Below are 25,452 nucleotides of genomic sequence, written 5' to 3'. Positions count from 1 at the left end.
TACCGTGTGATAAAATTGGTTGTTATGGAATTTATAGGGAATAGGAGCAGTAGTTTTGGAGAAGGAAAAAACGAATAAAGGTATGGTAACATTGGCCTTATTTATCGCAACGTTTTTAAGTGCGGTAGAAGGGACAATCGTATCAACAGCGATGCCTACCATCGTCGGTGACCTAGAGGGTATTTCAATAATGAATTGGGTGTTTTCAATTTTTTTATTGACAAGTACTCTGACTACACCAATTTATGGGAAATTAGCTGATAATATTGGTCGTAAACCAATATTTATTGCTGGGTTAGTTGTATTTTTGACAGGTTCGGTATTAAGTGGCTTTTCGGGTAGTATGCCACAATTAATTATTTGGCGTGCGATTCAAGGAATCGGTGCAGGGGCTATTTTACCAATTTCAAATACGATTATTGCCGATATTTATCCACCTGAAAAACGTGCACAAGTTATGGGAATCAATAATTCAGCCTGGGGAATTGCTTCCGTGGTTGCGCCCTTGTTAGGTGGCTTGATTGTTGATAATTTTAGTTGGCGTTGGGTGTTCTTTATTAATTTGCCATTTGGCTTATTATCAATGATTTTGATCTTATTATTCCTTAAAGAAGAAAAACATGCTACCAAAGGACATTTGGATATTTGGGGCATCGTTTGGCTATCGATGACGATTTCAGGCATCTTGTATGGTGTTGAATTAATTAATAAAGCGCAAATTAATTGGATAATGGTGCTAATTGTCTTTATGGTAGCCGTTGCTGGTTGTTTATTATTTGTTAATCAGGAAAAAAGAGCTGCAGATCCAATTATTTTATTAGATTTGTTTAAAAACAAAACGTTTGTCATCCAAAATTTTGCAGCTGGTATGATGGCAATTTTCTTAATTGCTTATGAAGTATACGTGCCATCATGGACACAAGGAATTTTAGGATTACCAGCAACCTTTGCTGGATTTGCAACGACACCTAGTTCGATTTTTTGGATCGTGGGGTCATTTATTGCTGGTAAGATGTTATCACGGTTAACACCACAAAAGATTTTAATGATTAGTATGGGATTGTTAGTCGTTACTGGAACAATCTTAGCATTCTTGCCAGCGAACACACCGTTTATTGTATTCTTAATCATTGGGGTCTTTTTGGGAACTGGTTTTGGTATTACAGTTACTGGATCAACGATTATTTCACAAAGTGTCGTATCACTTAAACATATCGGTATGGCAACATCATTTAATACATTGATTCGTAGTTTGTCACAAAGTATTTTCATTTCAATTTTTGGAATTGTTATGAATCAATCTTTGAAAAATGGTGTCGCACAACACCCAGATAAACACGTAACGGTGGATATGTTTAACAAAATGATTAATCCACATACAGTTGATGAGTTACCAAATAATCTTGTGCCAATTATGCATAATATTTATCACACAGGACTACGTAATATTTTTATTATTGCTGTTATTTGCATGATTTTAGCCTTTGTATATAATCTAAAACACCAGGATCAAGGTGTTGTCCAATAATTAATACATTTTTAGCAAAAAGAAGTTGGAACAAATTTTTTGTTCCAACTTCTTTTTTATTAATCAATTTATCTGAAAATTGTTTGAGCGATGTTTTCGGCATCGTATAGGTTCTTATCACTAATTCCTGGACGTGGAGAGAAAGTTGTAAACCATGACCAACCTTCTGTTGGAACTCCCCAAATAAATAAGCCAGGGACTTCTTGGTCCTTTTTATCAATGACTGTCATTGTTTGTTTATTCATTCGTGTACCGCCAACAGAATAGGTTGTGCCATCTGATTTCGTGTATGTTGCTTCACTTAGGATGCCCTTTTCACGTAGATTGCTCATCAATGGATTGATGGTATGTGCTAGTGAAGGTGCTGATAGGTGTGCTTCAACTAAATTATCAACGGTCCATTTGTTGTTACGATTGTCACTGGCGACAAAGTGGTTATCCTGTATGGTTGCACTAAGGCCAGGACTAGCAACGGTTAGCAAACCTGTTTCAATCAAGGCACGCATTTGCTCAATGCGTAAAATTGGTGGTCCGACAGAAATTAAGGTATTTAGTGGATTAAAGTGCTTCAAAAACTTTTCGTATTCATCAGGGTTTAGATAACCAGCATCTAAGTAATGACGAATGACCGAACGAATATCACGAAGCATATCAAAAGCACCAGCATAAGGCGCATCGTTATTTCCCTTGTAGGCATCGTTGATATCCCAAGTTAAGTAGTTCATCATGAAATCACTATATTCGACTTCTTCAGGAACGTCAGCAACTGGGTTTAAGATACGTTGCCAGTCCATGATGTACTCCTCTGCGACACCATATTGGCGCGCAGTTTTATTCAAATCGTCACTTTCAGCAAGTGCAGTCATAAAGTGATCAGCATTAAATGGCCAAGTAATACCAAAGTCATTGATCGTATTACGATAATGCTTATATTCTAGCTCCTTTTTCAATAATTTGAAAAAATCAGCATAGGATAGTTGGCCATCATTGGCAGCGGCTAACTGATCAAGGTTTTTATTTGTAAAGAATAATGGTTGATAACCTTCGTTGACTTTTTGATTAATACCACGAGCATGTAGGGGTAATCCGTGACGAGAACCAGCAATAATATGTGGCTCTTTACCAGATGGTAAGTAATAAAGCACGCCATTATTATCACGCGCAAAGCGACCACCACGATCAATTGTCAATTTAGCTAAATAGTCAAAAAAGCTTAGTCCTAGTCCGCGAAGAACCACTTTTTGACGGGCCGGAATATCATCTAAATTAGCCTCTGCAGGATGCGTGGGACCAATGTAGAGCATGTTTGCATGTTTATTAGCGGCATCTGCAAAAGTTTGTTGTTCTTTTGACAATTTATTGTCGACCATACCGGTTGACATTACAACTTTATCAGCCATAAAGCTTGTGCCATCGTCTAAAGTAATCTCGTACTGATCATCTTGTGGTGTAACATCTAAAATCATTTTACGTTCGTAGGATAGCATGACATTACTAGGAACCTGTGTTCCGAGACGTTCATAAAACCATTGACTATAAACACCAAATAAGGCACGAGAAGTAAATCGATTAGGATTTATTCGGGCGATTTCATCAAGAAAATGTTCACCATTAACAAAGTGGCGACGCTGAACATATTCTTTACCATAGGTAATTGCCCATTCATAAAAATTTGGACCATAGGTAGCCGTGGCTGCATGGTTGGGCACTGAGGGATCTGGGAACAAAGTTAATTGACGAGTAACTGTGTTCATAAGGAAAAGTGGATTTTGATCCGGATTCCAAACACGACCGCCAATGGGAAAACTGTCGTATAAAGTAATATCTACAGGCTTTGTTGTTTCTTTTGCATAAGCCATCAGACGTTCTAGTAGGGTTAAGTTGCGTGGTCCGGCACCAACTAATACAATCTTCATTGGTTGCTGCTCTCTTTCTTAAAATTTGATAATTCTTCTGGGGAATAGACGCCAATATCTTTAACATAGATATTGCCAGCGCGTTTCAGTCCTTCATTTTGTAGTAGTCCTTTTTTAGGATAAGCAAAAGTGACCGTAGCTGATGCGCGGATAGCAGATCCTAAAATTGCACCAGATGTTGCGTTCAGACCGGATGGAATGTCAATTGAGACGACCGGAATGTTAGCAGCATTAACGCGTTTAATGATCTCACCTAATTTAACAGGAACAGGCTTTGATAGTCCGGCACCGAATAAGGCATCTACAATTACGGTATAGTGGCGGAAATCACGAACACGATTATGTGGCGTGATACCATACTTACGCGCAATATCTAGTTGTTTAGCAGTATTAGGTGTTGCACGATGTTCATCACCAAGCAGTAATAAATCAACATTTACACCTTTTTGTGCTAACATGCGCGTGACCGCAATACCATCACCACCATTGTTACCTAATCCAGCAATGACAAGAACATTGGTTAAGTCAAAAGTACCTGCACCGAGTACTTCCATCACAGAGATGGCTGCTCGTTCCATTAAGACTAGGGGATGGACACCAATTTCATCAGTGGTGTAGTGACTAAATCGTTGCATTTCTTGTGCAGTTACTGATTCAATCATGAAAAGCAATCTCCTTTAATTTTTTTTATTTTAATAGTTAATTATGACGTTCAGTGTTTATTATATCGCAACTGACTGTTAAAATGTTTCTAGTGCAATGTTTTTTTACATTAAGTAGGCAAAATAAGTAAAGGAGATAGAGATGGATACGCAAAAAATTCCGGAAGATATGCAAGATGTCCGTGACCGTGTTGCTTTAATGGCGGGACGTGGGTTTACAGTATCTGAAGAAGATGTCATCAAAGAAGCGTTGAAATTAGGTTTTCAATCAATCGTAGATGAAAAAATGGATGGTAACTATTATACTGTGCGTTGGGATGAATCATTTCATGATTTGCAAGTCCTTGGTATTGACAATGAACTGGTTGGTTCAGCAACACCAAAGGGTGATGGACCTGATTTTATCAAGCAATTCGAAATTAATGCAACGAACACATGGTTTACTTTAGATAAAGAGGCACTTGCGATTATTGGACGCTAAGTTTAAAAATTAGTTAATAAAGCTGAATTTAAGTGCAATAGTGTTATATAGTTAGAGTTAGTTATTTATTTTGTTATTAAAAACAAGTCAATCTCATTTAAGGAGCAATTATTTTTATGGAAAGTAATACACGTAAATACTTAGCAGAGTTCTTTGGAACTTTGTTGTTAGTTGCCGTTGGTACTGGTGCAGTTGTTTTGGTCGGAGTACAAACTGGTCCACTTCCTGTTGCCTTAGCCTTTGGTATCGCCTTAGCTGCTGGTGCCTATGCGTTTGGTCCAATTTCAGGTGGTCACTTCAATCCAGCCGTTTCATTAGGAGCAGCCATTAACGGCCGTATTTCATGGAAAGACTTCGTTGGTTATGTTATTGCACAATTGATTGGTGGACTAGCTGGTTCAGCAATTGTCTGGGCAATTATGAAGGGTGTTGGCGCAAGCGCAGCAATGATCAAGCAAGTTGGTTTTGGTCAAACTGACTATACCACACCAGTTTCATTTTTCGGCGCAACAGTTATTGAGTTGATTTTGACATTCTTCTTTGTACTAGTAATTTTGATGGTTACTTCAAAGAAGGCTGAAGGCGCTTCAGTTGCTGCACCAATGATCATTGGGTTGACATTGGCTGCATTGATTACAGTTGGTATCTCAGTGACAGGTGCTTCATTGAACCCTGCACGTTCACTTGGTCCAGCCGTATTCTTCGCAATGTTTGGTTCAGCAACTTCATTAACACACGTTGCTGCATACTTCATTGGACCTTTGGTCGGTGGTGCTTTGGCAGCCTTGGTTGCTAAGTACGGTCTTGGTTCAGAAGAATAATTAATCATAATAAATGACAATAGAAAACCACTTGTTAGACGATTTTGTGCTAACAAGTGGTTTTTATTTTATCCAATTTTTAAATCACGACGTTGATAGCCGAAATAACCAATAATAATGAAACCAAAACCAATTACTAGGATGGTTAACCAAGGTGTGAGGTTGAAATCCTTAACCGGCATGGTCGCAAACCAATTAAGTGCAGATGTGTTTGATAACCAGTCAGGTAAGTTTAATAAATCTTTGAAATAAGCTAACATAGCGGCGTAAATTAAGTATAGATAGGTTAGTTTATTTATTCTTGGTAACCAACCAATCAATATAGAACTGATACCAATTAGCAATATGCTAAAAGGAAACATATTGAAACCAGATGCAATAAAATCTTTTAGTGATAGATCGAAGGTCTTATGGATAGACCATATGGCTGTTAATCCCAGCCCCCCTGAGGCAAGTAGGGTGCCGATGAGACTTGTTAGGACAGCAAGCATAATGTTTGTGCCAAAAAGACGTGTTCGGGTCACTTTAGTCACAAATAGTTGGTCAAGATGACCCCGAGTTTCTTCAGTGAATAACTTATTAACGAGTAAAGTGGGTAATACGCTCACTAATGCCATCAAAACAACAATGATTGTACTGGTAAATGATGCTTCGATTGATATGTTATTATGAACAAATAGTTGACCAATTAAGCCATTGTTAGTAACAAATTTATGCATATCACCATATATTGAACCATAGACAATACCTAAAAAGGTTGTTCCAACAAACCAGGCTAGTATAGTTCCTTTACTTAGGTGCCATAAAAGTCCCGTTACTGACTGTAAACTAAAACCGGCATGGGTGTGACCACTACGATCGGGTAGGTAGCCTGTGCCCAAATCACGATGACCTTGAAGAATGAGGGTCACAATGAACAGGACAATGATGAAGATAGCACCGTAGATAAGAAGTGACCAATTATTTTTTGTAAATGGAAAGGTTAAATATGTCCAGCCAAACGGTTTAATGTAAGATAAATGAATATTTGATGAATCACTATAAGCACGAAGCGCGTAAAGTAAACCGATAAAACCCATTGTACTGGCACTACTACTGCTTGCAGATTGAAAAAATTGGGCAAAAAATAATGTCAATGCAGCACCGAGCATACCAGCAAATCCAATACTAGCAGCAAATAACCAAACGCCTTCAATGCTAAAGTGACTATTGTGAAAGCTCATCATAAACAAAGCCATCAGACCAACCAAGCAGAGATTAATTAGTAGTGTCTCGTATATAACAGCTAATGTACTAGCATATCTGCCAACTCGATATGAACGAATTAATTCGGCTAATCCGGATTCTTCTTCTTTTCGGGTGCGACTGTTCACATGGATAGCTGAGATAACCATTGAGATGATGACACAAAACATCAACATTTTACTAACGTACATACCACCAACTGTATAATCAACAGCATGTTGGACGGGCAATGGCCCAACAAGGGCAATCATTGCTGGATTTTTCATTGTTTCATAGAGACCAATAAGGGCAGATCCCTTTGAAACATCAGTAATTGCAGTAATGTAACTACTGCAAAAAACACTTAATCCAATAGTCCAAAGAATAATCTTCAACCAGTCTCGTCTCAGATAGTGCCGTAATAAGACGACAGTATTTACAAATTTTTCAGACATGTCTATTGCCTCCTAATCATTGATAGTGACGCAAGAAGAGGTCTTCTAGAGTTGGCGGTACAATGTCAATTTTTTTAACGCCAAGTTTTGTCGCACGGACTAAAATTTCGTTAATTGCAGCACTATCTGCTGAAAATGTGGCAGTATTATCTGTTGTTGCTTTAAAGTCATGAACTGATGTTAACGATGTTAATGGGCTAACAGGCTGACTTGTTTCTAGGGTAATGGTTGAACGGGTGAGATGTCGTAGATCGGCTAATGAGCCGGATTCAACGACTTTCCCTTGTTTAATAACAACTATTTTTGTGGCCAGGTGTTCAACTTCACTTAAAATATGGGATGAAAGCAAGATGGCTTTACCAGCTTGCTTTAGCTCATTAACTTCTTGTTGGAAAATAGTTTCCATTAATGGATCTAAACCAGAAGTTGGTTCGTCAAAAATATATAGTTCTGCATCAACTGATAAGGCGGCGATGAGGCCAACTTTTTGACGATTTCCTTTGGAATAACTACGGGCTTTCTTTTTAGGATCTAACTCAAAACGTTTAATTAAGCGATCACGTTTGGATTTATCACCCTTACCATGTAATTTAATGAACAAATCAATAATTTCACCACCGGTTAGATTACCCCATAGATTTACATCACCCGGGACGTAGGCGATATTTTCATGAATCGCTAAGCTATTTTGCCAAACATCTTTTTGGAATATTTTAGCATCACCTCCGGAACGTTTAATCGCACCAAGTAAAATTCTGATGGTTGTTGATTTGCCAGCACCATTTGGCCCGATAAAACCGACAACTTCACTGCGATTAATAGTAAAAGATACATCTGAAAGAGCTTGAAATTTACCAAAATTTTTTTGCAAATTAGTAATACTTACAATTTCATCTGTCATAATCGTTCTCCTTAAAGACATAAATAATGTCATTCATTATGATGATTTTTTCTATATTATAGTAATGCAAAAAATCATGGTCAATTAAAAGACGAGGGAATTATGAACCAATGTTATGTTGATAGTTCATAAAATGGTCCTATAATATAGAAAGAAAATTATGGACTTTTTGATGATTAATTTATCAAAAATATCTTCCAGGAGCGAAAATAATATGAACGGATTTGACAAACGTCAGCAGCAGAAAAAACAGCAAATTTTACAAGCGGCTTTTGATTTGATGAACACTGATAGCGGCATAAAAAATATTAAGATTGATGACTTAGTTGAACAGGCAAACGTTAGTAAAACGTCAATTTTTAATTATTTTGGTAATAAGGAAAATGTTATTCAAGAAGTGTTTAAACAATTTATAAATAATCTAGCTGTACAAGCAAAAGAGATCATTGCGCGTAATGATTCATTTGAAGAAACGTTCATTGCTTTGAGCTTCAATAAAGGACAGCTATTACAAAAAATAAACCGGCAGTTTTATTTAGATATGATGGCCTATATGGTTACGAAACAAGGCAGTGATATATCAATATTAATGAATGAGTACACACATACAACGTCAAATATGATGCTAGATTTGTTTGCTCGTGGACGTAAAGAAGGAAAAATTGATTCGGGATATTCGGATGAGTTTTTATTGCTTTACATCCAATCGTTTGTAGAAGGAGTGTCAAATCCTAAAATTTATGAACAAGTTTTACCATATATTTCAGAATGGACAGAAGTATTCTTGAAAGGTTTTGCACCAGTTAATAAGTGAAAATTCTAAAAGCAAAATAAGAGGCCAAGGTTGAACAGAAAACATTCTACCCTGGCCTTTTGTATTAAAATTTTGTTTGTTTTAGACTCCAAAACGGTAGTTCATCAGCTCTTTTATAAACGCGATAAATTTTCTTTCCAGTAAATATAAGTCATAAACACGCCGTAATGCCTACGCAGTCGCTACGGCGAATACGTCATGTTCACGCCTTATATTTACTTCCAAAAGCGAAAATTTATCAGCTCTTTTAATCATGTGCGATTCTTGCTTCAGCGGCGGCAGCGATTGCTGCGACGATATCATCAATGAAGGTATTCACACGGCCACCGTTATGTTGTTCGTCATTTAATTTACCAACGATACCGGGCTTTAAGCGGTCTAGGTAGCCGAAGTTTGTCCATGAAATCGTGCCATAGACTCCCAAAATAGACATGACAAGTTGTTCATCGATGCCATACGTCCCATGGTCACCACTAATACGCTCTTGTAATGGGTTGGGCAACTGTTTAGCCTCGGCAACATCATCTAGTGCTAAACCGGTCATCACGGCATCTTGAACTTCAGTTTTGTGTAGCACATGTTGTACAGAGTCAATTGCTGTAGCCATTGATAAATCAGGAATATGGTCTTTTTGACCATCTACAACTAATTCAGCAATTTCAGGTAATTCGACACCGCGGTTCTTTAACATTTTAACAACATCTTCATAGTAATCACGCTCAGTAAATAACATTTCCCATTATGCTCCCTCGTTTGACAATGGCACTATTGTATCAAAAAGCCGACTCTTTTAAAATGTATCGAATGTTAAAACAGTTTTTCCTTGCAATGAATGTTGTCGAGCTTGCTCATGAACATTGCGCAGGTTAGTTAAGGTGAATGGTAATATTTGACCAATTCGAAGTTTAATTTTCCCTGCAACCATGTCTGCAAATAATGCCTCAAGATTTGGTCGTTTACCGTCTGAGAAGGTGTTAGCAGCGTCTATATCAAAAGCCGAAAGGGCAGCCTCGTCTAGTCCAGCAAGACCGCGTAGAATACCGTCAGATTTTAAGATTTTTGCTGATTGTACAGAGACTGAGCCACCAATAGTATCTAATACTGCATCAAAACCAGATAATTCATTTTCATATGCTGTATGATAGTCGACTGGCGTTACATCCCCAAATGATTTGAGATAATCGAAGTCAGCTGGTTTGGCTGTAGCATATACTTGCGCACCAATATTTAAAGCTGCTTGCACGGCAACTGAACCAACTGAACCTGCACCACCCTGAATCAGTACTCTTTGTCCAGGTTGGACATTTAAATCGCGATGAATCATTTGATAACCGGTAGCAGCTCCAATGACAGCAGCTACAGCATGAACATCATCAATATCATCGGGTACCTTTGTTGCGACAGATTGACCAACTGGGACTAATTCAGCATATGTCTTTTGATGGCGAGTAGCAGCGATGCGGTCACCAATTTTAAAATCAGTGACATCTGATCCGATAGCAACAACTTCACCGACGATACTTGAACCAGGAATTAATGGTAGTTCTTCTGAAGTTCCCATCTTGCCAGCAATGAACTTAACATCGTAAGGATCGATGGCTACAGCATGATTTTTAACCAAAAGCTGTTTTTTTAATAACTTTGGTGTGTCAGTATTGATTTCAATTAAGCCAGCTACTGGACCATAATTTTCTAATTGAATAGCTTTCATAAAAATTCCCCCTAGTTTCTCTTATATGATTATAGTTTAACCTAATTTCATTGGTGAGACAAAAGACCGAATTAATTTATTTTATCAAAAAGGTACGTTAGAATAGCATTATAAACGGTCAGGTTGTTTCATTCTGATTATTATTTACAAGCGGATTAGTAATGATGTCAAAGGAGATATTTATCATGCCATGGACAAATAAAAATTACCCAGATTCATTGAAAAATCTTAAACCGACAGTGCGAAATAAAGCGATTGAAATCATGAATGCGTTACAAAGGGAAGAAAAATATAATGAGCAACGGATTATTGCGATAGCGACCAAAAAAGCTGAAGAATGGTATCAAAATGATCATCCAAATGCTTCTGTCTATAAAAAATGATGCCTTAGGTAATTAGCGCTTTCTACGTGATAATGAAAAATGAATTAAAAAACAGTTGCAAAATTATAAGGGCTATGATAATTTATATATGTTAAATCGCAACAAAGAGAGGATATCAATTATGACTAATTTAGATAACATACAAATTAATATTTTGACGTCCTCTGACTCAACTGTATTACTAAGCAGTTGAGTGTTTTGCAGTGATTAATAAATTGTCGCTAATGAAAACCGTTCAACCGAGGTAATACATGAAATTTTTGTATTACCTGGATTGGACGGCTTTTTTATTTTGATTTAAGGAGAAGAACAATGGAAACGGGGAAAAATGGTTTAAAACGTTCAATGGGCGTTATGACAGGTATTTCGGTAGTTATTGGGACGGTTGTGGGTTCAGGAATTTTCTTTAAGCAAGGACAAGTATTGGAAACTGCTGGAGGCACAACGGCAGGATTAGCTGCTTGGATAGTGGGTGGACTAATTACGCTAGCTGGTGGCTTAACGTTATCAGAAGTTGGCTCACGAATACCAGAAACTGGTGGTATTTATATTTATATGAAAAAGCTTTATGGCGAATTTGTTGGTTTCCTCACTGGATGGACACAAGTTGCCATATATGCGCCTGCTATTATTGCATCAGTTTCGGCTTATTTTGCAGAACTATTTGCGGATTTTTTTAATATATCAACACATTGGGTACCCACAATTGGTATCCTGACGTTACTGTTAATTACAGCGATGAATTCATTAGATAATCGGATTGCGGGTGCTTTCCAAGTGACAACAACAACAATCAAATTAATTCCAATCTTTGCTTTGGTTATCTTTGGTATATTTTTTGGCAAGGCAGATGCCTTAGGTCAAACAGTTCATCATATGACAGCAACGACATCGGGTAATTTTGGACTAGCTATTTTGGCAACTTTGTTTGCCTATGATGGGTGGGCGACATTAGCTAACTTAGGTGGTGAGTTAAAAAATCCGCGTCGTAATTTACCGCGGGCAATCATTGGTGGGTTACTAATCGTTATTTTGGTCTATGTGGGTGTAACTTATGGTATCTATCGGGCAGTACCTGCAAATCAAATCGTTTCGCTTGATAATGAAGTACCTTACACAGTTGCTCGCCAAGCGTTTGGGGAGTTAGGCGGTAAATTATTGGCGATTGGTATTTTAGTTTCTATGGCGGGAACGCTTAATGGTAAAATGCTTGCCTTTCCGCGAATGGTTTATGCCATGGCAAATGAAGGCGTGTTGCCACGTTATTTAAAAAAGACTAACCGTGCGCAGGCACCGATCACAGCATTATGGACGACAGCAGGTTTGGCTACTATTTTAATTGTCATGTCAGGTGCTGATTGGTTATCAGATATGGCTGTCTTTGTTATTTGGTTATTCTATGCAGCAACATTTTTTGGTGTATTTATCTTACGTTTACGGGACAAAAAAGCAGCTGTTAAACCTAATGAACTACTATTTCAGGTACCTTTGTATCCAATTATGCCAATAGTTGCCATTGGGGGTGCGTTGTTTGTGTTGATTAATACCCTAATTGCAAGTTTCTCAATGGTGCTCATTTCGTTTATCTTCGTCGCCATTGGTATCCCGGTTTATTATTATTACAAACGAAAGCGTCGCTAATTGTTAATCAGACAGATAGTTCTAGGCATGTAATCAGAAATTAGTTGCTTCCTGACAAAATATGCGATAATAGATGTAAAAGAATCTATTAGTAAGGGAGTATGTCAGTATGGGAAAGTATCATGTGACGAATTATGAACAGATGTCGTTTGATGATTTTAATCAGCCATCAGGTTTACCGATCGATCGTGACAATCGTTGGGTTGTGCGCGCAGATAATATTCCATGGCATGATCTAGAGAAACAATATGCATTGGTTTTTACAAGTAATCGCGGACCTAAACCATTACCGTTTCGCTTGGTGTTTGGTGCATTGATGATTCAGCAATTACTTGAATTAACTGATGACGAAACGCTAGAACAAATCAAAGAAAATCCTTATTTACAGTATTTTGTGGGTCAGTCTGGTTATGTTTATCAGCGACCATTTAGTTCATCAACTTTAAGTCGTGCACGACAACGTATTGGGGATGATGAGGTATTGGCAATGGTCGATCAGATAGAAGATATGATGATTGCGAAAGGTGTGACTTCCAAAATTGGCAAGCGTCATTAATGACTTTTTTAAAGAATTGATCATTATAATATGAGGGGGAAAAATGAAAAAAGTTACTTTGTTATTAAGCTTAATCGGTAATCTTGTATTGTTTTTAGCGTTAAAGGTCGCTAAGGAACGAAATGATGCTTTTGAACGCCAAATTATTGCTACTGATGAAAAAGTTGAGACAACTCACAATAATCAGGAGGTTGGATAATGCATATTACTGAAGAAATGATGGATCCTGAGCTACGCAAAGCTGGGAAAGCAATTCGTCAGATGGTGCCGTATGTTACACCAACTAGAATTAAGCTAATAAACAAAGCAACGGATGTATTACGTGGAGTGAATCGAACCAACTTAAATTACGAGCAACATTACATTACGCGGGCGGATGGCTCTAAGCTACGTATTTGTGTTTATTCTCCAAAAACACCTCAAGAAAATGTGCCAGGTGTTTTGTGGATTCATGGTGGGGGTTATGCACTAGAATTACCCGAGTTAGAGGCAAGTGCTTTTGCACAAATAGCCAATGAAACCGGGGCAGTTATCGTGGCACCAGATTATACGCGTTCAATGGACCGTCCATATCCAGCTGCCCTAGAAGATTGTTATGCCTCTTTAGAGTGGCTACGTGATCATACCGATGAGTATGGTATTCGTAGTGATCAATTGGTGGTTGCCGGGGGTAGCGCTGGTGGTGGTTTGACAACAGCAATCAATTTATATGCTCGTGACAAGGGAGAAATTGCGATTGCTTTTCAGATTGCGTTTTATCCGATGTTAGATGATCAACCAACAGCAACCTCGTTAAATAATGATGCACCAATTTGGAATACAAAATCCAATGAGGTATCATGGCGTTTATATCTCGGTGATTTATATGGCACGAGTTCGATACCACCATATGCAGCACCGGCTCGGGCTGATGATTTAACGGGGCTACCGCCAATGATTTCATTTGTTGGTGATTTAGATCCATTCTATAGTGAGACAGTCACTTTTATTGATCGTTTAGCAGCTAGTGGCGTGCCAACTTATTTCAAGGTATACTCAGGGGCTTACCATGCATTCAATATAATTAAGCATGCCGAATTGGCAAATGACGCAAATCAATTTTTGATTGATAACTTTAAATATTGCATGACGCAATATTTTGCCGAGCAACCTAAGTAACGAGGGCGAGACAAAATTCGTTTAGCAGCTGGTTTGGAACGCGCTTATGTTATCAAAATTTCAATTTTATAATTAATACATTTTTAGCGAAAAAGGTTGGAACATTTCCTATTGTTCCAGCTCTTTTTTATGCCGTTCTGTTATTAGATAACGTTATGTTATGTTCTTGATGTGCTTGCAAATGGTCTGAAACACTGATATAAAAGCATTTTAATTTTATTTTTAAAAAATTCACAAAAAACAAAAAATACCGTTGCGATATATTCTTTTTCTCAAACTACACTTAGTACCTAACAGTTAAGTAGGGGAGATTGAGAATATGAAAGAAAGTAATACGGAAGTTATCAATGAGTTACCAATTGTTAATCATCAGGATGTGAAGTTAAAAATTGGTCACTTTTTAAAAGTATACGGTCCGGGATTGATTGTGATGTTAGCTGATACTGATGCTGGTTGTCTAATTACAGCAGCTCAGTCTGGTGCGCAATGGGGGTATGCAATGGTTTTACCACAATTACTACTCATTCCAATCTTATACGCAGCGCAAGAAATGACAGTTCGTCTTGGCATTGTGACACAACAAGGCCATGGTGAATTAATTCGACAACATTTTGGTAAAGGTTGGGCATGGTTGTCGGCAGGAACTTTAGGCATATCAGCGGTTGGTGCTTTACTAACTGAGTTTATTGGTATTGCTGGCGTGGGAGAACTATTTGGTGTTTCGAAGTGGTTGACCATTCCAGCAGCAACAATATTGTTAATTGGGATTGCCTTTTGTGGTAGTTATCATCGTGTTGAAAAAATTGGAGTTATGATCGGATTAGCTGAACTTGCTTTTCTGGTTGCAATGTTTATGGCCAAACCGCAACCCAGTGATTTCGTACAAGGGTTAACAACCGTTCCTTGGAAAAATTCTTCTTATTTATATCTTGTTGCCGCCAATGTGGGTGCGGTTATTATGCCATGGATGATTTTTTATCAACAAGGCGCAGTCATTGATAAACATCTCAGCAAGAAGGATATTTCAAAAGAAAAGCACGATACATTGATTGGCACGTTATTGACACAAGGAATCATGATTATGTTTGTCGTCACTTTTGCGGCAACAGTTGGCGTCGTTGGTCATCACGTATCGTTAAGTTCTGTTAGTGATTTAGCAACTGCAATTTCACCGTATATTGGCTCAACACCAGCAAAAATTTTTACTGGTTTAAGTTTGATGGGCGGCTCGTTAGTCGCAGCACTAGTTGTTGCTTTAGCAGGAACTTGGGGAGTTACCGAGGTTTTAAATTGGCGACATAGTTTGAATGAACGACTAAATAAATCAAATGTTGGTTTCTACACCATTTATTGTTTAGCCCATATCATTGGTGCAGTTATCGTATTAATGAAGATTGATTTAGTTGATATCGCCGTTTCAGTTGAAGTGATGAATGCGTTATTGTTACCAATCGTGTTGGGATTTTTATTGTTGTTAGAAGCAAAAGCATTGCCAAAAGAGTATCGGATGCATGGTTTGTATCGATTTTTTGTCACTAGTGCTTGTCTCATTGTAATGATTTTTGGCATGTATATGGTTGGACCAACGCTAGGCATTTGGTAAGTCTAGAAAGGAGTTATTTTATGGATTATGTAGAAACAGTACAAACAATTGATTGGCGATTATTAAAGCAAATAACAGTTGAAAAAAGTGATGGTGAAAAGACCCCATTTTATGCGTATAAGATTGACTTGGTTATTGATGCCTTGACGGATAATGATGAATTAAAAGATGAATTACGACAACGTGTTTTTTCTCAAGTTAGTGAAGCGGGTGATGAATTATCATCAACCACTATTCGTGACATGTTTATTAGTGCATTGATTTCTATGGGAGAAGTCACATTAGCTGATAAATATGTTGATTATCGAACGCATGACATTGAAAAATGGCAGTCTGTTATTGATCCCGGTCATAAATTAAACCAGTTATTTGACGGTCAAGATACTGTTGTTCATGAAAATGCTAATAAAGATAGTAATATTTTTAGCACACGGCGAGATTTAACAGCAGGGATGGTTGGTAAATCATTAGGATTAACTTTAATGCCCCAGACTGTTGCTAAGGCACATTTGCGTGGTGATATTCATTATCATGATTTGGATTACTCACCCCTGACATCGATGACGAACTGCTGTTTGATTGATTTTAAAGATATGTTAGCCAATGGTTTCAAAATAGGGAATGCAAATGTGGAACCACCTAAGTCAATTCAAACAGCAACAGCCCAAATGTCACAGATTATTGCGAATGTTGCGTCAAGTCAATATGGTGGTTGTTCATCCGACCGGACGGATGAGGTATTAGCACCCTATGCGGAGCTAAATTATAAAAAGCATCTTGCAGAAGCTGAACACTGGGTTTTACCAGAAAAGCGTGAATCATTTGCGCGTGATAAAACGAAAAAAGATATTTATGACGCGATGCAAGCACTTGAATATGAAGTGAATACACTGTTTTCATCGAACGGACAAACCCCATTTACGACAGTTGGTTTTGGACTGGGAACGTCTTGGATCGAGCGAGAAATTCAAAAGGCCATTTTACAGGTCAGAATTAAGGGATTGGGTAAACAACATCAAACAGCAATTTTTCCAAAATTGATTTTTACTGTAAAACGAGGATTGAACTTAGATAAGACTGATCCAAATTATGATGTCAAACAATTAGCAGTAGAGTGTGCAACCAAGCGGATGTATCCTGATATTTTAATGTACGACAAAATCATTGAATTAACAGGTAGTTTTAAATGCCCAATGGGTTGCCGTAGCTTTTTACAAGGTTGGCAGGATGAAAATGGTCAAGAAGTTAATAGTGGTCGCATGAATTTAGGAGTGGTCACGATTAATTTGCCAAGAATCGCCATTGAGGCCAAAGGTAACAAAGATGTATTTTGGGAAATTATGGATGATCGAGTTCACTTAGCCAAAAAGGCATTATTGAATCGATTAAGTCGTTGTAAGGAAGCGAAACCAGAAAATGCACCGATTTTATATGAAAATGGTGCATTTGGTAAACGATTGCAACCAACGGATTCGGTTGATGAATTATTTAAAAATAGTCGGGCAACCATTTCACTTGGTTATATTGGATTATATGAAGTTGGTACAGCCTTCTATGGTAGTGAGTGGGAAGATAATCAAGAAGCCCATGATTTTACAGTCGCTATCGTTAAGTATTTACATGATTATTGCTTGAAGTGGGAAAATCAATATGGCTATCACTTTAGTGTTTACTCAACACCTGCTGAGTCATTAACTGATACTTTTTGTGAGGATGATATTGCGCGTTTTGGTATGATTCCAGATATTACAGCGAAGGAATATTACACAAATAGTTTCCATTACGATGTACGTAAAAACCCAACACCATTTGAAAAACTAGCATTTGAGCAAGATTATCCAAAATATGCAGCAGGTGGTTTTATTCATTATTGTGAGTATCCTAATTTAAAGCAAAATCCAGCTGCATTAGAAGCAGTTTGGGATTGGGCTTATGATCGTGTGGGTTACCTAGGGACAAATGCTTCGATTGATCACTGTTTTGAATGTGGTTTTGATGGTGAATTTAAACCAACTGCAAGAGGATTTGAATGTCCACAATGTGGTAATCGTGATCCAAAAACGTGTGATGTTGTTAAGCGAACTTGTGGTTATCTCGGAAATCCAATGATTCGACCAATGGTTCATGGTCGTCATAAGGAAATTGTGTCACGTGTTAAGCATATGCAGTTAGGAGGCCTTGAAGATGGTGAAATCTAATCGGCCACGGCATATTAGACAACCTAACAATCCACAACCACAAGAATGGTTAGCATCCGAGCGTAGTTTACAATATGTGGCTAGTTATAAGCCGTTTAATATGGTTGATGGTGAAGGTATTCGATGCAGTCTTTATGTATCGGGCTGTTTGTTTAATTGTCCCGGTTGCTATAATCGGGTTGCTCAAAATTTTCATTATGGTAAATCTTATTCGCAAGCACTGGAGGATCGCATCATTGCTGACATGTCGCATAGCTATGTTCAAGGGTTGACATTACTTGGTGGTGAACCATTTTTAAATACGCAAGTTTGTTTAAAATTATGCCGACGAATCCGGCAAGAATTTGGGCATACGAAGGATATTTGGTCATGGACGGGTTATACCTGGGATGAGTTGATGCAAGAATCCTATGACAAATTAGAATTGTTGAGCATTATTGATATTTTGGTAGATGGTCGTTTCTTAGAAGAAAAGAAAGATTTGACGTTACAATTTCGTGGGAGTTCAAATCAAAGAATTATTGATGTACCAAAGTCCTTAGCAACTGACGATGTTGTTATTTGGGATAAATTAGTTAGGTAGCTTAGGAGGGAAAACAGTGGCTGAATTAATCATTGACCATCTTTCGGTGGCTGTGCAAGATAAAACCATTTTAAATGATGTTAATTTAATAATTAAAAATGGTGAGATTCATGCACTGATGGGACCGAATGGTACGGGAAAATCAACCTTATCAGAAACTATCATGGGTAATCCACGCTATCAAATTACGGGCGGGCGAATTTTATTAAATGGTCAGAATATTACTGAGATGGCAACTGATGAACGAGCCCGTGCGGGTATTTTTCTAGCAATGCAATATCCAGTTGAAGTTGCTGGCATTACGAATGCAGATTTTATTCATTCAGCAATGAACGCTCGCAATAATCATGATGCTGTCCCAGTACTAAAATTTCTTAATGCATTACACCAAAATATGGCATTTTTGGATATGGACGAAGACTATGCTGATCGTGGTTTAAATGAAGACTTTTCTGGTGGTGAAAAGAAACGCAATGAAATTTTACAACTAATGATGTTGCAACCAACAATGGCAGTTCTAGATGAAATCGACTCTGGTCTAGATATTGATGCCTTAAAAGTTGTTGCCCGTGGTATTAATAAGATGCGCAGTGAATCATTTAGTTGTTTAATGGTGACCCACTATCAGCGGTTACTTAATTATGTTGTTCCTGATGTTGTGCATGTCATGATGGGTGGACACATTATTAAAACGGGTGGGCCAGAATTGGCGTTAGCACTCGAAAAAAATGGTTATGAAGGACTTGATCAGGTGTGAGGAGGTGAGTCATGCAATGACAACAGATGTCTTAGAACAAGTTAATTATCCTTATTATATGGGCATTAAGTATGCAACAAAGGATTATGAATTTGTTAGTCACAATGAGGGTGTTCATTGGCAATGGTCAGCAGATGATGCGACGATGGCAGAACTTACACATTGTGGTGGTACAATTGCACGTCTTGAAGATGGTGCACAGTTATCCAAACAAGTTACAGCATATATACAGAAACATCAAACAAATAAGTATATCGTACAACATTTTCAACAACCAATTGCTGGCCTGAAAATTATGATTCCTGATCATGTGGTTATTAAACACTCATTAAATTTGACGATAGATTTAAGAGATACCCAATCAATGGCATTGACGATAATGTTGATCCTTGGTGAAGGCAGTCAGCTGACGCTGCAACAGGCTATCAATATTACTGGTCAGGTAGCCCATGCTAGTTGTGTGATAATCGGTCATCAAGCAGATAATAGTCAATTAAAATTGATGACTGCACTCAGCAATCAGACACCCATCAAATTATCATTATTTGGGGAACTTGATGTGGCCAGAGATTGCGTGGCAGATTGGTCACTGGTACCAGGAACTTACGGTAAATTATTGGGGGATGTTGTCGTGAACTTGAATGGTCAAGGTAGTACCGCAAAACTTAATGCGGTCAAAATTGGCATCGGTCAAGATTACAGTGGCTTTCAGGGACGTGTGAATCATTTGGCAACGCACACAACTAGTCTCATCAATATGCGTGGTGTGTTATTTGGTCAATCAAAGGTTAATTTTACAAGCGTCGGTCAAATTTATCATGGTGCCTATGGTTCAGATTCACAGCAAGAAGGTCGCTTGATGACGGTTGGTAAAAGTGCCCAAGGGACCGTCAATCCGTTATTGATTATCGATGAAAATGACGTCAATGCTGGTCATGCGGCTAGTGTTGGACAGTATGATCCTGAAGAACTTTACTATCTCTTAAGTCGAGGAATTACTGAGCAACAAGCCAGAAAAATTTTAGTCTATGATTTTATTACACCAGTGCTCCATGAGCTCAATGATGATTTGCAAAAAAAGGTCATAGCAGCAGTTGAAGAAGGTGCAGGTGAAGATCTCCATGACAGTTTATAATCATTTAGCTTACTTAGATAATGCTGCAACCACGCCGATGCCAGATGCCGTTCTTGAAGTGATTGATAATTATTATCAAAAACAAAAAGTCAATGTGCATCGTGGCATGTATATGTTAGCTAATGAGGTGACCCAACAATATGAACAGGTTCGTCAACAGGTAGCTGATTTTATTCATGCGCCCGATGTTGCAGATATTGTATTTACTAGTGGTGCAACCGATGCACTGAATTTGGTGGCATTTGGTTATGGTATGACACATCTACATGCTGGGGATGAGATTATTATTAGTGTCATGGAACATCATTCTAATTTGGTACCTTGGCAACAAGTTGCCAAAATAACGGGGAGTAAACTACGCGTTGTTGACATCACAACAGATGGTCGGATTGATATGATGGCATTGCAAAAAATGCTAAATACACATACCAAAATTGTGTCACTAACATTAGTTTCAAATGTTCTAGGAACGTATACAGATATGCACCCAATCGCAAAAATAGTGCATGAAGCTGGTGCTGTGTTACTAGTTGATGCAGCTCAGGCAGTTGCCCATATGCCGATTGATGTGCAAGCGATGGCTGCCGACTTTTTGGCCTTTTCCGGACATAAAATGTTTGGTCCGACAGGTGTCGGTGTGCTATATGGACGTGCGGATTTACTAGCTGAGACAAATCCAACTCGGTTTGGTGGTGAAATGATTGATCAAGTAACCAAAACAACGGCCACTTTTCAACCAGCACCATTAAAATTTGAAGCAGGAACACCAAATATTGCTGGGGTACTCGGGTTAGGTGCAGCGATTAAGTATATTTATCAGAAAGGCTATCAAACGATTGCTCAGATTGATCAGGAATTGATAGATTATTTAATGAAAGGGTTGGCACAAATACCTGCGGTGACTGTGTATGGATCACCAATCGCAAGTGACCACCAAGGGGTTGTGAGCTTCAACGTAGACAATGTACACGCACATGATGTTGCAACTATTTTGGATTCAGCAGGTGTTGCTGTCCGATCAGGTCACCATTGTGCGGAGCCCCTAATGCATTTTTTAGGTACTGAAAGTGTTGTACGAGTTAGTATTAGTTTTGAAAATAAATTGTCTGAAATTGATAAGTTATTGGCAGGCGTTCGTCAGGTAAAGGAGTTATTGACATGAGTGATATTCGACAACTTTATCAACGGATTATCGTTGATCATGCCAATTATCCGCATCATTATGGTGAACTCAAGACGGCAAATTATAAAAAAATATGTCGTAATCCAGACTGTGGCGATACCATTACGATATTTGCACTAATTGTTGACAGTCAATTTGTTGACGTGTCCTTTACGGGAAATGGCTGCATCATTAGTCAAGCATCTGCAAGCATGCTAATGGATATATTAATTAATCAGTCTGTCGATGTTGTGCTTGATCGTATGCAAAATTTCAGCAAGTTAATCATGGGACAATCAGTTGATGCTAACGATTTAGGCGATAGTATTGCTTTTAGTACTTTAAGTGAATTTCCAACGCGTGTTCGATGTGGTGCCTTAGCTTGGCATGCAATGTCAGAAATTATTAATGATTGGAGGGCAACCAATGGCTGAAGATTCCATATCAGTTAAAGGTCAGCAGGCCAATGAAGAACGGGGTGCTGTAGATGAAATTGATCCAGTTTTTTCAACAGGTGTTGGTATTAGTGAGGATACAATTCGTAAAATTTCTGGTGCTAAGCATGAGCCTGATTGGATGTTAGCGTTACGTCTGAAAGCCTATCAAATCTATTTAAAAATGCCTTTACCGAAATTTGGACCTGATTTAAGTCAAATTAATTTGGATCATATTAAATATTTTCAACGAGCAACAGATCATGTGGCGCGGCAATGGTCAGATGTACCAGACACGATTAAAGAAACCTTTGAACGTATTGGTGTCCCTAAGGCTGAACGAGAGTATCTGGCAGGTTCAGCAGCTCAGTACGAATCTGAGGCAGTGTACAGTAATTTGAAACATGATTTGGAATCACAAGGGATCATTTTTATGGACACAGATTCTGCACTACGTGAACATCCTGATTTGGTACAGCAATATTTTGGTACCCTAATTTCTGCCAGCGATAATAAATTTGCTGCCTTAAATACGGCGGTTTGGTCTGGAGGGACTTTTTTATATGTGCCAAAAGGGGTGCATGCTGATGTGCCCATTCAAAGTTATTTTCGAATTAATGCGGGACGGACTGGACAGTTTGAGCGAACTTTGATCATTGTTGATGAAGGAGGTTCGGTTAATTATGTTGAGGGTTGTACAGCACCCAATTATTCAGAAGATAGTCTCCATGCAGCCGTGGTCGAGGTATTTGTGAAGCAAGGTGGCTATTGTCGCTATACAACGATTCAAAATTGGTCAACAAACGTTTATAGCTTGGAGACTAAACGTGCACGTGCTGAAGCAGCAGCATCGATGGAATGGGTTGATGGTAATTTAGGTTCTAAAGTGACAATGAAATATCCTAGTATTTATTTAGTTGGCCGTGGTGCAACTGGTTCGATGCTATCAATTGCTGCTGCCGGTAAAGACATGCATCAAGATACCGGTGCCAAGATGATTCACATGGCACCCGACACACATAGTACGATTATTTCAAAAGCCATTTGTCATGACGGCGGTCGTGCCGATTATCGTGGTTTGGTAAAGTATACAAAACGAGCGACAAACGCACATTCCCATGTAGAATGTGACACGATTCTTATGGATAATCAAAGCAGTAGTGATACATTTCCGGTGAATGATATTGCGACTAGCGATGGTACGATCGAACATGAAGCACGTGTTTCCAAAGTTTCAGAAGAAAAACTTTACTATTTAGAAAGTCGTGGACTAGATGAAGAAACCGCAACACAGTTGATAGTGATGGGCTTTTTAGATCCATTTACGAAACAACTACCGATGGAATACGCCGTTGAATTAAATCGATTGATTAAATTTCAGATGGTTGGTAGTGTTGGTTAAATAATTTTGAATAGACGCAATGAAAAAAAGAGAGCGAGACAAAAGTCGTTTTGAAGCCGGTGTGTAACGTAGTTTTCGTCATTTTTGGCCGAAGCAAAGCGAAGGACAGAAATGTCGTAAATTGCGTTACGTTGAGGATTCAGACTTTTGGAACGCGTTTATGCTGTCAAACTAACATGCGTTTAATTAATATCTTTTAGCACAAAAATTAGAGGCTGAGACAACATTTGTCCCAGCCTCCTTTATATTTTAATTTTTCTTTCTTTCTTGAACGAAAAAGATAACAGATAGCAGAATTAGGAAGCCAGCACCGATGCTGACAGAAACGCGTGTATCTGGATTAATAAACATAAAGACAACAATAACCAACAATGAAAGCAGTGCAAAGTAGTTTGTTAATGGATAAAGCGGCATTTTGAAAGGATGCTCAGCCATCAACGTTTTATTGGATGCACGGAACCGCAATTCTGAAAATAGGATGACAAACCAAGGTACCATACCAGGCAATACACTTGAACTATATACTAAAACAAATAGGTCAGCAGTTGATTTATTATATGCAGAGAATACAGTATTTAAAATCAATCCAAGTAGAATACCACCAGAAATAGCAAGGATTGAAACATAAGGTACTTGGCGTGATGATAATTTTGATAATGGCTTAGCTGTTTCACCATCTTTTGATAGTTTGAACAGCATACGGCTTGAACTATAGATACCAGAATTAGCACCTGACATAGCAGCAGTTAGAACAACAAAATTAATGATACCAGCAGCACCTGAAATACCAACTTTTGAAAATGTTTCTACGAATGGTGAACCGACTGCATCAAGTTGGTTCCAAGGGTAGATTGTCACAATGACAAAAATAGCACCAATATAGAAAATTAAAATACGCCAAACAATTGAGCGAATCGATGAGACAATGGCGTGTTTAGGATGCTCAGCTTCACCGGCTGTGATACCTAGTACCTCGATTCCTTGATAAGAACCAACAACAATTGACATGGCAAAGATAAATCCTTTAAAGCCACCTGTGAAGAAGCCGCCGTGTGACCATAGATTTGAAAGACCGATGGCGTGCCAATTATTACCTAATCCCAGGAAAATGACCATCGCACCCAGGACAATCATCACAATAATCGTTACTACTTTGATCATGGCAAAATAAAATTCCATAGTACCGTAAGCCTTAGCAGAAGTCAGGTTGGCAAGTGTTAATGTCGCGATGACAACCACACCCGATATCCAACCAGGTAAGTGGGGCCACCAATAATTTAAATAGGTGCTGACAGCAATAACTTCACTGATACCAACGACGATATATTGAAAAACATTACTCCATTTTGTGAGATAACCGGCTAAAGGGTGAATATAATTGGAAGCGTAGTCAGCAAACGATCCAGTTGTTGGATTAATGAAAATCATTTCACCTAAAGCGCGCATCACAAGATATAGCAAAATGCCAACAAAGGCATAGGCTAATAGGACTGATGGGCCGGTCCACTGGATGGTTGATGTTGATCCCATAAATAGACCAACACCAATCGTACCACCTAAGGCAATCATTTGCATTTGACCACTTGTTAATGAACGTTTTAACTGACGTTCAGACTTTACCTGCTCACTCTTCATATGCGACACTCCTCTTTCTCCTAAAAAAGTATACAAAAAACCGTCCAATCAACTTGCACCGCAAAGCGGGTGTCGAGCTGATTGGACGGTTTGCTAATAATCAATAGTTATTAACAGCACGTTAAATATCCCAACCAGCCAAAAAGGTGGTTGAGGTGGTGGTCGTTAGATGATCTGCTAAGATTAAGTTTTTTACTTTGTAAGCTAACATAACGATTTCCTCCGTGCATTAATTAATAATTAGAAGAATATCATCATTATGCTAGGATGACAAGAGAAAATTTAAAATCTC

The 25,452-nt window shown here is 38.3% G+C and carries 24 protein-coding genes; 17 read left to right on the top strand and 7 right to left on the bottom strand.

All coding sequences use genetic code 11. The annotated features are described in order from the left end of the window. Nucleotides 1-55 precede the first annotated feature (55 nt). On the top strand, nucleotides 56-1,528 hold the full coding sequence (locus tag ACQ4QH_RS09345) for an MDR family MFS transporter (protein WP_439818639.1): 1,473 nt from the start codon (nucleotides 56-58) through the stop codon (nucleotides 1,526-1,528). A gap of 68 nt (nucleotides 1,529-1,596) precedes the next feature. On the opposite strand, the gene ACQ4QH_RS09340 is transcribed toward ACQ4QH_RS09345, so the two are convergent. Together ACQ4QH_RS09340 and ACQ4QH_RS09335 are read right to left on the bottom strand one after the other, a co-directional pair. Continuing rightward, nucleotides 1,597-3,444, bottom strand: a complete 1,848-nt coding sequence (locus ACQ4QH_RS09340) for an FAD/NAD(P)-binding protein (RefSeq protein WP_439818638.1) — start codon at nucleotides 3,442-3,444, stop codon at nucleotides 1,597-1,599. Then, nucleotides 3,441-4,106, bottom strand: coding sequence for an NAD(P)H-hydrate epimerase (locus ACQ4QH_RS09335; RefSeq protein WP_002828143.1), 666 nt, complete (start codon nucleotides 4,104-4,106; stop codon nucleotides 3,441-3,443). Before ACQ4QH_RS09335 ends, ACQ4QH_RS09340 begins: the two co-directional genes overlap by 4 nt. 142 nt (nucleotides 4,107-4,248) lie before the next feature. Here ACQ4QH_RS09335 and ACQ4QH_RS09330 point away from each other — a divergent pair, with 142 nt between their 5' ends. Further along, nucleotides 4,249-4,587 carry a hypothetical protein gene (locus ACQ4QH_RS09330; RefSeq protein WP_439818637.1) on the top strand — a complete coding sequence of 113 codons (339 nt, stop codon included), beginning with the start codon at nucleotides 4,249-4,251 and terminating at the stop codon, nucleotides 4,585-4,587. Between the two features lie 116 nt (nucleotides 4,588-4,703). Beyond that, nucleotides 4,704-5,408 (top strand): MIP/aquaporin family protein, encoded by a 705-nt coding sequence (locus ACQ4QH_RS09325; protein WP_002828141.1) that lies wholly within the window; start codon nucleotides 4,704-4,706, stop codon nucleotides 5,406-5,408. Nucleotides 5,409-5,476: 68 nt separating this feature from the next. On the opposite strand, the gene ACQ4QH_RS09320 is transcribed toward ACQ4QH_RS09325, so the two are convergent. Further along, on the bottom strand, nucleotides 5,477-7,087 hold the full coding sequence (locus tag ACQ4QH_RS09320; RefSeq protein ID WP_439818636.1) for an ABC transporter permease: 1,611 nt from the start codon (nucleotides 7,085-7,087) through the stop codon (nucleotides 5,477-5,479). A 16-nt stretch (nucleotides 7,088-7,103) separates the two neighbouring features. Beyond that, nucleotides 7,104-7,988 carry an ATP-binding cassette domain-containing protein gene (locus tag ACQ4QH_RS09315; protein ID WP_439818635.1) on the bottom strand — a complete coding sequence of 295 codons (885 nt, stop codon included), beginning with the start codon at nucleotides 7,986-7,988 and terminating at the stop codon, nucleotides 7,104-7,106. 214 nt (nucleotides 7,989-8,202) lie between these two features. Here ACQ4QH_RS09315 and ACQ4QH_RS09310 point away from each other — a divergent pair, with 214 nt between their 5' ends. After that, entirely contained in the window at nucleotides 8,203-8,802 is a 600-nt protein-coding gene (locus tag ACQ4QH_RS09310) for a TetR/AcrR family transcriptional regulator (RefSeq protein ID WP_439818634.1), read from the top strand. Between the two features lie 247 nt (nucleotides 8,803-9,049). Here ACQ4QH_RS09310 and ACQ4QH_RS09305 read toward each other — a convergent pair whose 3' ends face one another. Together ACQ4QH_RS09305 and ACQ4QH_RS09300 are read right to left on the bottom strand one after the other, a co-directional pair. Further along, entirely contained in the window at nucleotides 9,050-9,535 is a 486-nt protein-coding gene (locus ACQ4QH_RS09305; RefSeq protein ID WP_439818633.1) for a phosphatidylglycerophosphatase A, read from the bottom strand. A 57-nt stretch (nucleotides 9,536-9,592) separates the two neighbouring features. Then, nucleotides 9,593-10,513, bottom strand: a complete 921-nt coding sequence (locus ACQ4QH_RS09300) for an NADP-dependent oxidoreductase (RefSeq protein ID WP_439818632.1) — start codon at nucleotides 10,511-10,513, stop codon at nucleotides 9,593-9,595. A 185-nt stretch (nucleotides 10,514-10,698) separates the two neighbouring features. Between ACQ4QH_RS09300 and ACQ4QH_RS09295 the strand changes: the two genes are divergently transcribed. The 13 genes from ACQ4QH_RS09295 to sufB all read left to right on the top strand — a co-directional run bounded on the left by ACQ4QH_RS09295 (nucleotide 10,699) and on the right by sufB (nucleotide 23,525). Then, the gene (locus ACQ4QH_RS09295; RefSeq protein WP_040760608.1) at nucleotides 10,699-10,896 is read left to right on the top strand and encodes a DUF2188 domain-containing protein; all 198 of its coding nucleotides are present in this window, start codon (nucleotides 10,699-10,701) and stop codon (nucleotides 10,894-10,896) included. 312 nt (nucleotides 10,897-11,208) lie between these two features. Next, nucleotides 11,209-12,537: an APC family permease gene (locus ACQ4QH_RS09290; protein WP_439818631.1), complete on the top strand. Its 1,329-nt coding sequence runs from the start codon at nucleotides 11,209-11,211 to the stop codon at nucleotides 12,535-12,537. Nucleotides 12,538-12,646: 109 nt separating this feature from the next. Next, the gene (locus ACQ4QH_RS09285) at nucleotides 12,647-13,093 is read left to right on the top strand and encodes a transposase (protein ID WP_439818630.1); all 447 of its coding nucleotides are present in this window, start codon (nucleotides 12,647-12,649) and stop codon (nucleotides 13,091-13,093) included. 43 nt (nucleotides 13,094-13,136) lie between these two features. After that, nucleotides 13,137-13,292 (top strand): hypothetical protein, encoded by a 156-nt coding sequence (locus ACQ4QH_RS09280; RefSeq protein ID WP_439818629.1) that lies wholly within the window; start codon nucleotides 13,137-13,139, stop codon nucleotides 13,290-13,292. Then, nucleotides 13,292-14,251 (top strand): alpha/beta hydrolase, encoded by a 960-nt coding sequence (locus ACQ4QH_RS09275; protein WP_439818628.1) that lies wholly within the window; start codon nucleotides 13,292-13,294, stop codon nucleotides 14,249-14,251. Before ACQ4QH_RS09280 ends, ACQ4QH_RS09275 begins: the two co-directional genes overlap by 1 nt. A 319-nt stretch (nucleotides 14,252-14,570) precedes the next feature. Further along, on the top strand, nucleotides 14,571-15,854 hold the full coding sequence (locus tag ACQ4QH_RS09270) for an NRAMP family divalent metal transporter (RefSeq protein WP_439818627.1): 1,284 nt from the start codon (nucleotides 14,571-14,573) through the stop codon (nucleotides 15,852-15,854). Nucleotides 15,855-15,874: 20 nt separating this feature from the next. Next, complete coding sequence (nrdD, locus tag ACQ4QH_RS09265; protein WP_439818626.1) at nucleotides 15,875-18,052, top strand: anaerobic ribonucleoside-triphosphate reductase; 2,178 nt, start codon at nucleotides 15,875-15,877, stop codon at nucleotides 18,050-18,052. Then, nucleotides 18,039-18,635 carry an anaerobic ribonucleoside-triphosphate reductase activating protein gene (nrdG, locus tag ACQ4QH_RS09260; protein ID WP_439818625.1) on the top strand — a complete coding sequence of 199 codons (597 nt, stop codon included), beginning with the start codon at nucleotides 18,039-18,041 and terminating at the stop codon, nucleotides 18,633-18,635. Before nrdD ends, nrdG begins: the two co-directional genes overlap by 14 nt. Nucleotides 18,636-18,651: 16 nt before the next feature. Beyond that, on the top strand, nucleotides 18,652-19,392 hold the full coding sequence (gene sufC / locus ACQ4QH_RS09255) for a Fe-S cluster assembly ATPase SufC (protein WP_439818624.1): 741 nt from the start codon (nucleotides 18,652-18,654) through the stop codon (nucleotides 19,390-19,392). Nucleotides 19,393-19,408: 16 nt separating this feature from the next. Further along, a complete protein-coding gene (locus tag ACQ4QH_RS09250; RefSeq protein ID WP_439818623.1) occupies nucleotides 19,409-20,527 on the top strand; it encodes a SufD family Fe-S cluster assembly protein in 1,119 nt (372 codons plus the stop codon). Further along, complete coding sequence (locus ACQ4QH_RS09245) at nucleotides 20,514-21,689, top strand: aminotransferase class V-fold PLP-dependent enzyme (RefSeq protein ID WP_439818622.1); 1,176 nt, start codon at nucleotides 20,514-20,516, stop codon at nucleotides 21,687-21,689. Before ACQ4QH_RS09250 ends, ACQ4QH_RS09245 begins: the two co-directional genes overlap by 14 nt. Continuing rightward, a complete protein-coding gene (gene sufU, locus ACQ4QH_RS09240; protein WP_439818621.1) occupies nucleotides 21,686-22,123 on the top strand; it encodes a Fe-S cluster assembly sulfur transfer protein SufU in 438 nt (145 codons plus the stop codon). Before ACQ4QH_RS09245 ends, sufU begins: the two co-directional genes overlap by 4 nt. Continuing rightward, nucleotides 22,116-23,525 carry a Fe-S cluster assembly protein SufB gene (gene sufB, locus ACQ4QH_RS09235; RefSeq protein WP_439818620.1) on the top strand — a complete coding sequence of 470 codons (1,410 nt, stop codon included), beginning with the start codon at nucleotides 22,116-22,118 and terminating at the stop codon, nucleotides 23,523-23,525. The genes sufU and sufB overlap by 8 nt, the downstream gene beginning before the upstream one ends. A gap of 249 nt (nucleotides 23,526-23,774) precedes the next feature. Here sufB and ACQ4QH_RS09230 read toward each other — a convergent pair whose 3' ends face one another. Then, a complete protein-coding gene (locus tag ACQ4QH_RS09230; RefSeq protein ID WP_439818619.1) occupies nucleotides 23,775-25,160 on the bottom strand; it encodes an amino acid permease in 1,386 nt (461 codons plus the stop codon). Between the last annotated feature and the right edge of the window lie 292 nt (nucleotides 25,161-25,452).

It is taken from the genome of Weissella paramesenteroides, from assembly GCF_051903945.1.
In the GTDB taxonomy this organism is placed as follows: domain Bacteria; phylum Bacillota; class Bacilli; order Lactobacillales; family Lactobacillaceae; genus Weissella; species Weissella paramesenteroides_A.
Note: the sequence above shows the minus strand (reverse complement) of the source record. Positions and strands in the feature narration are given on the sequence as shown.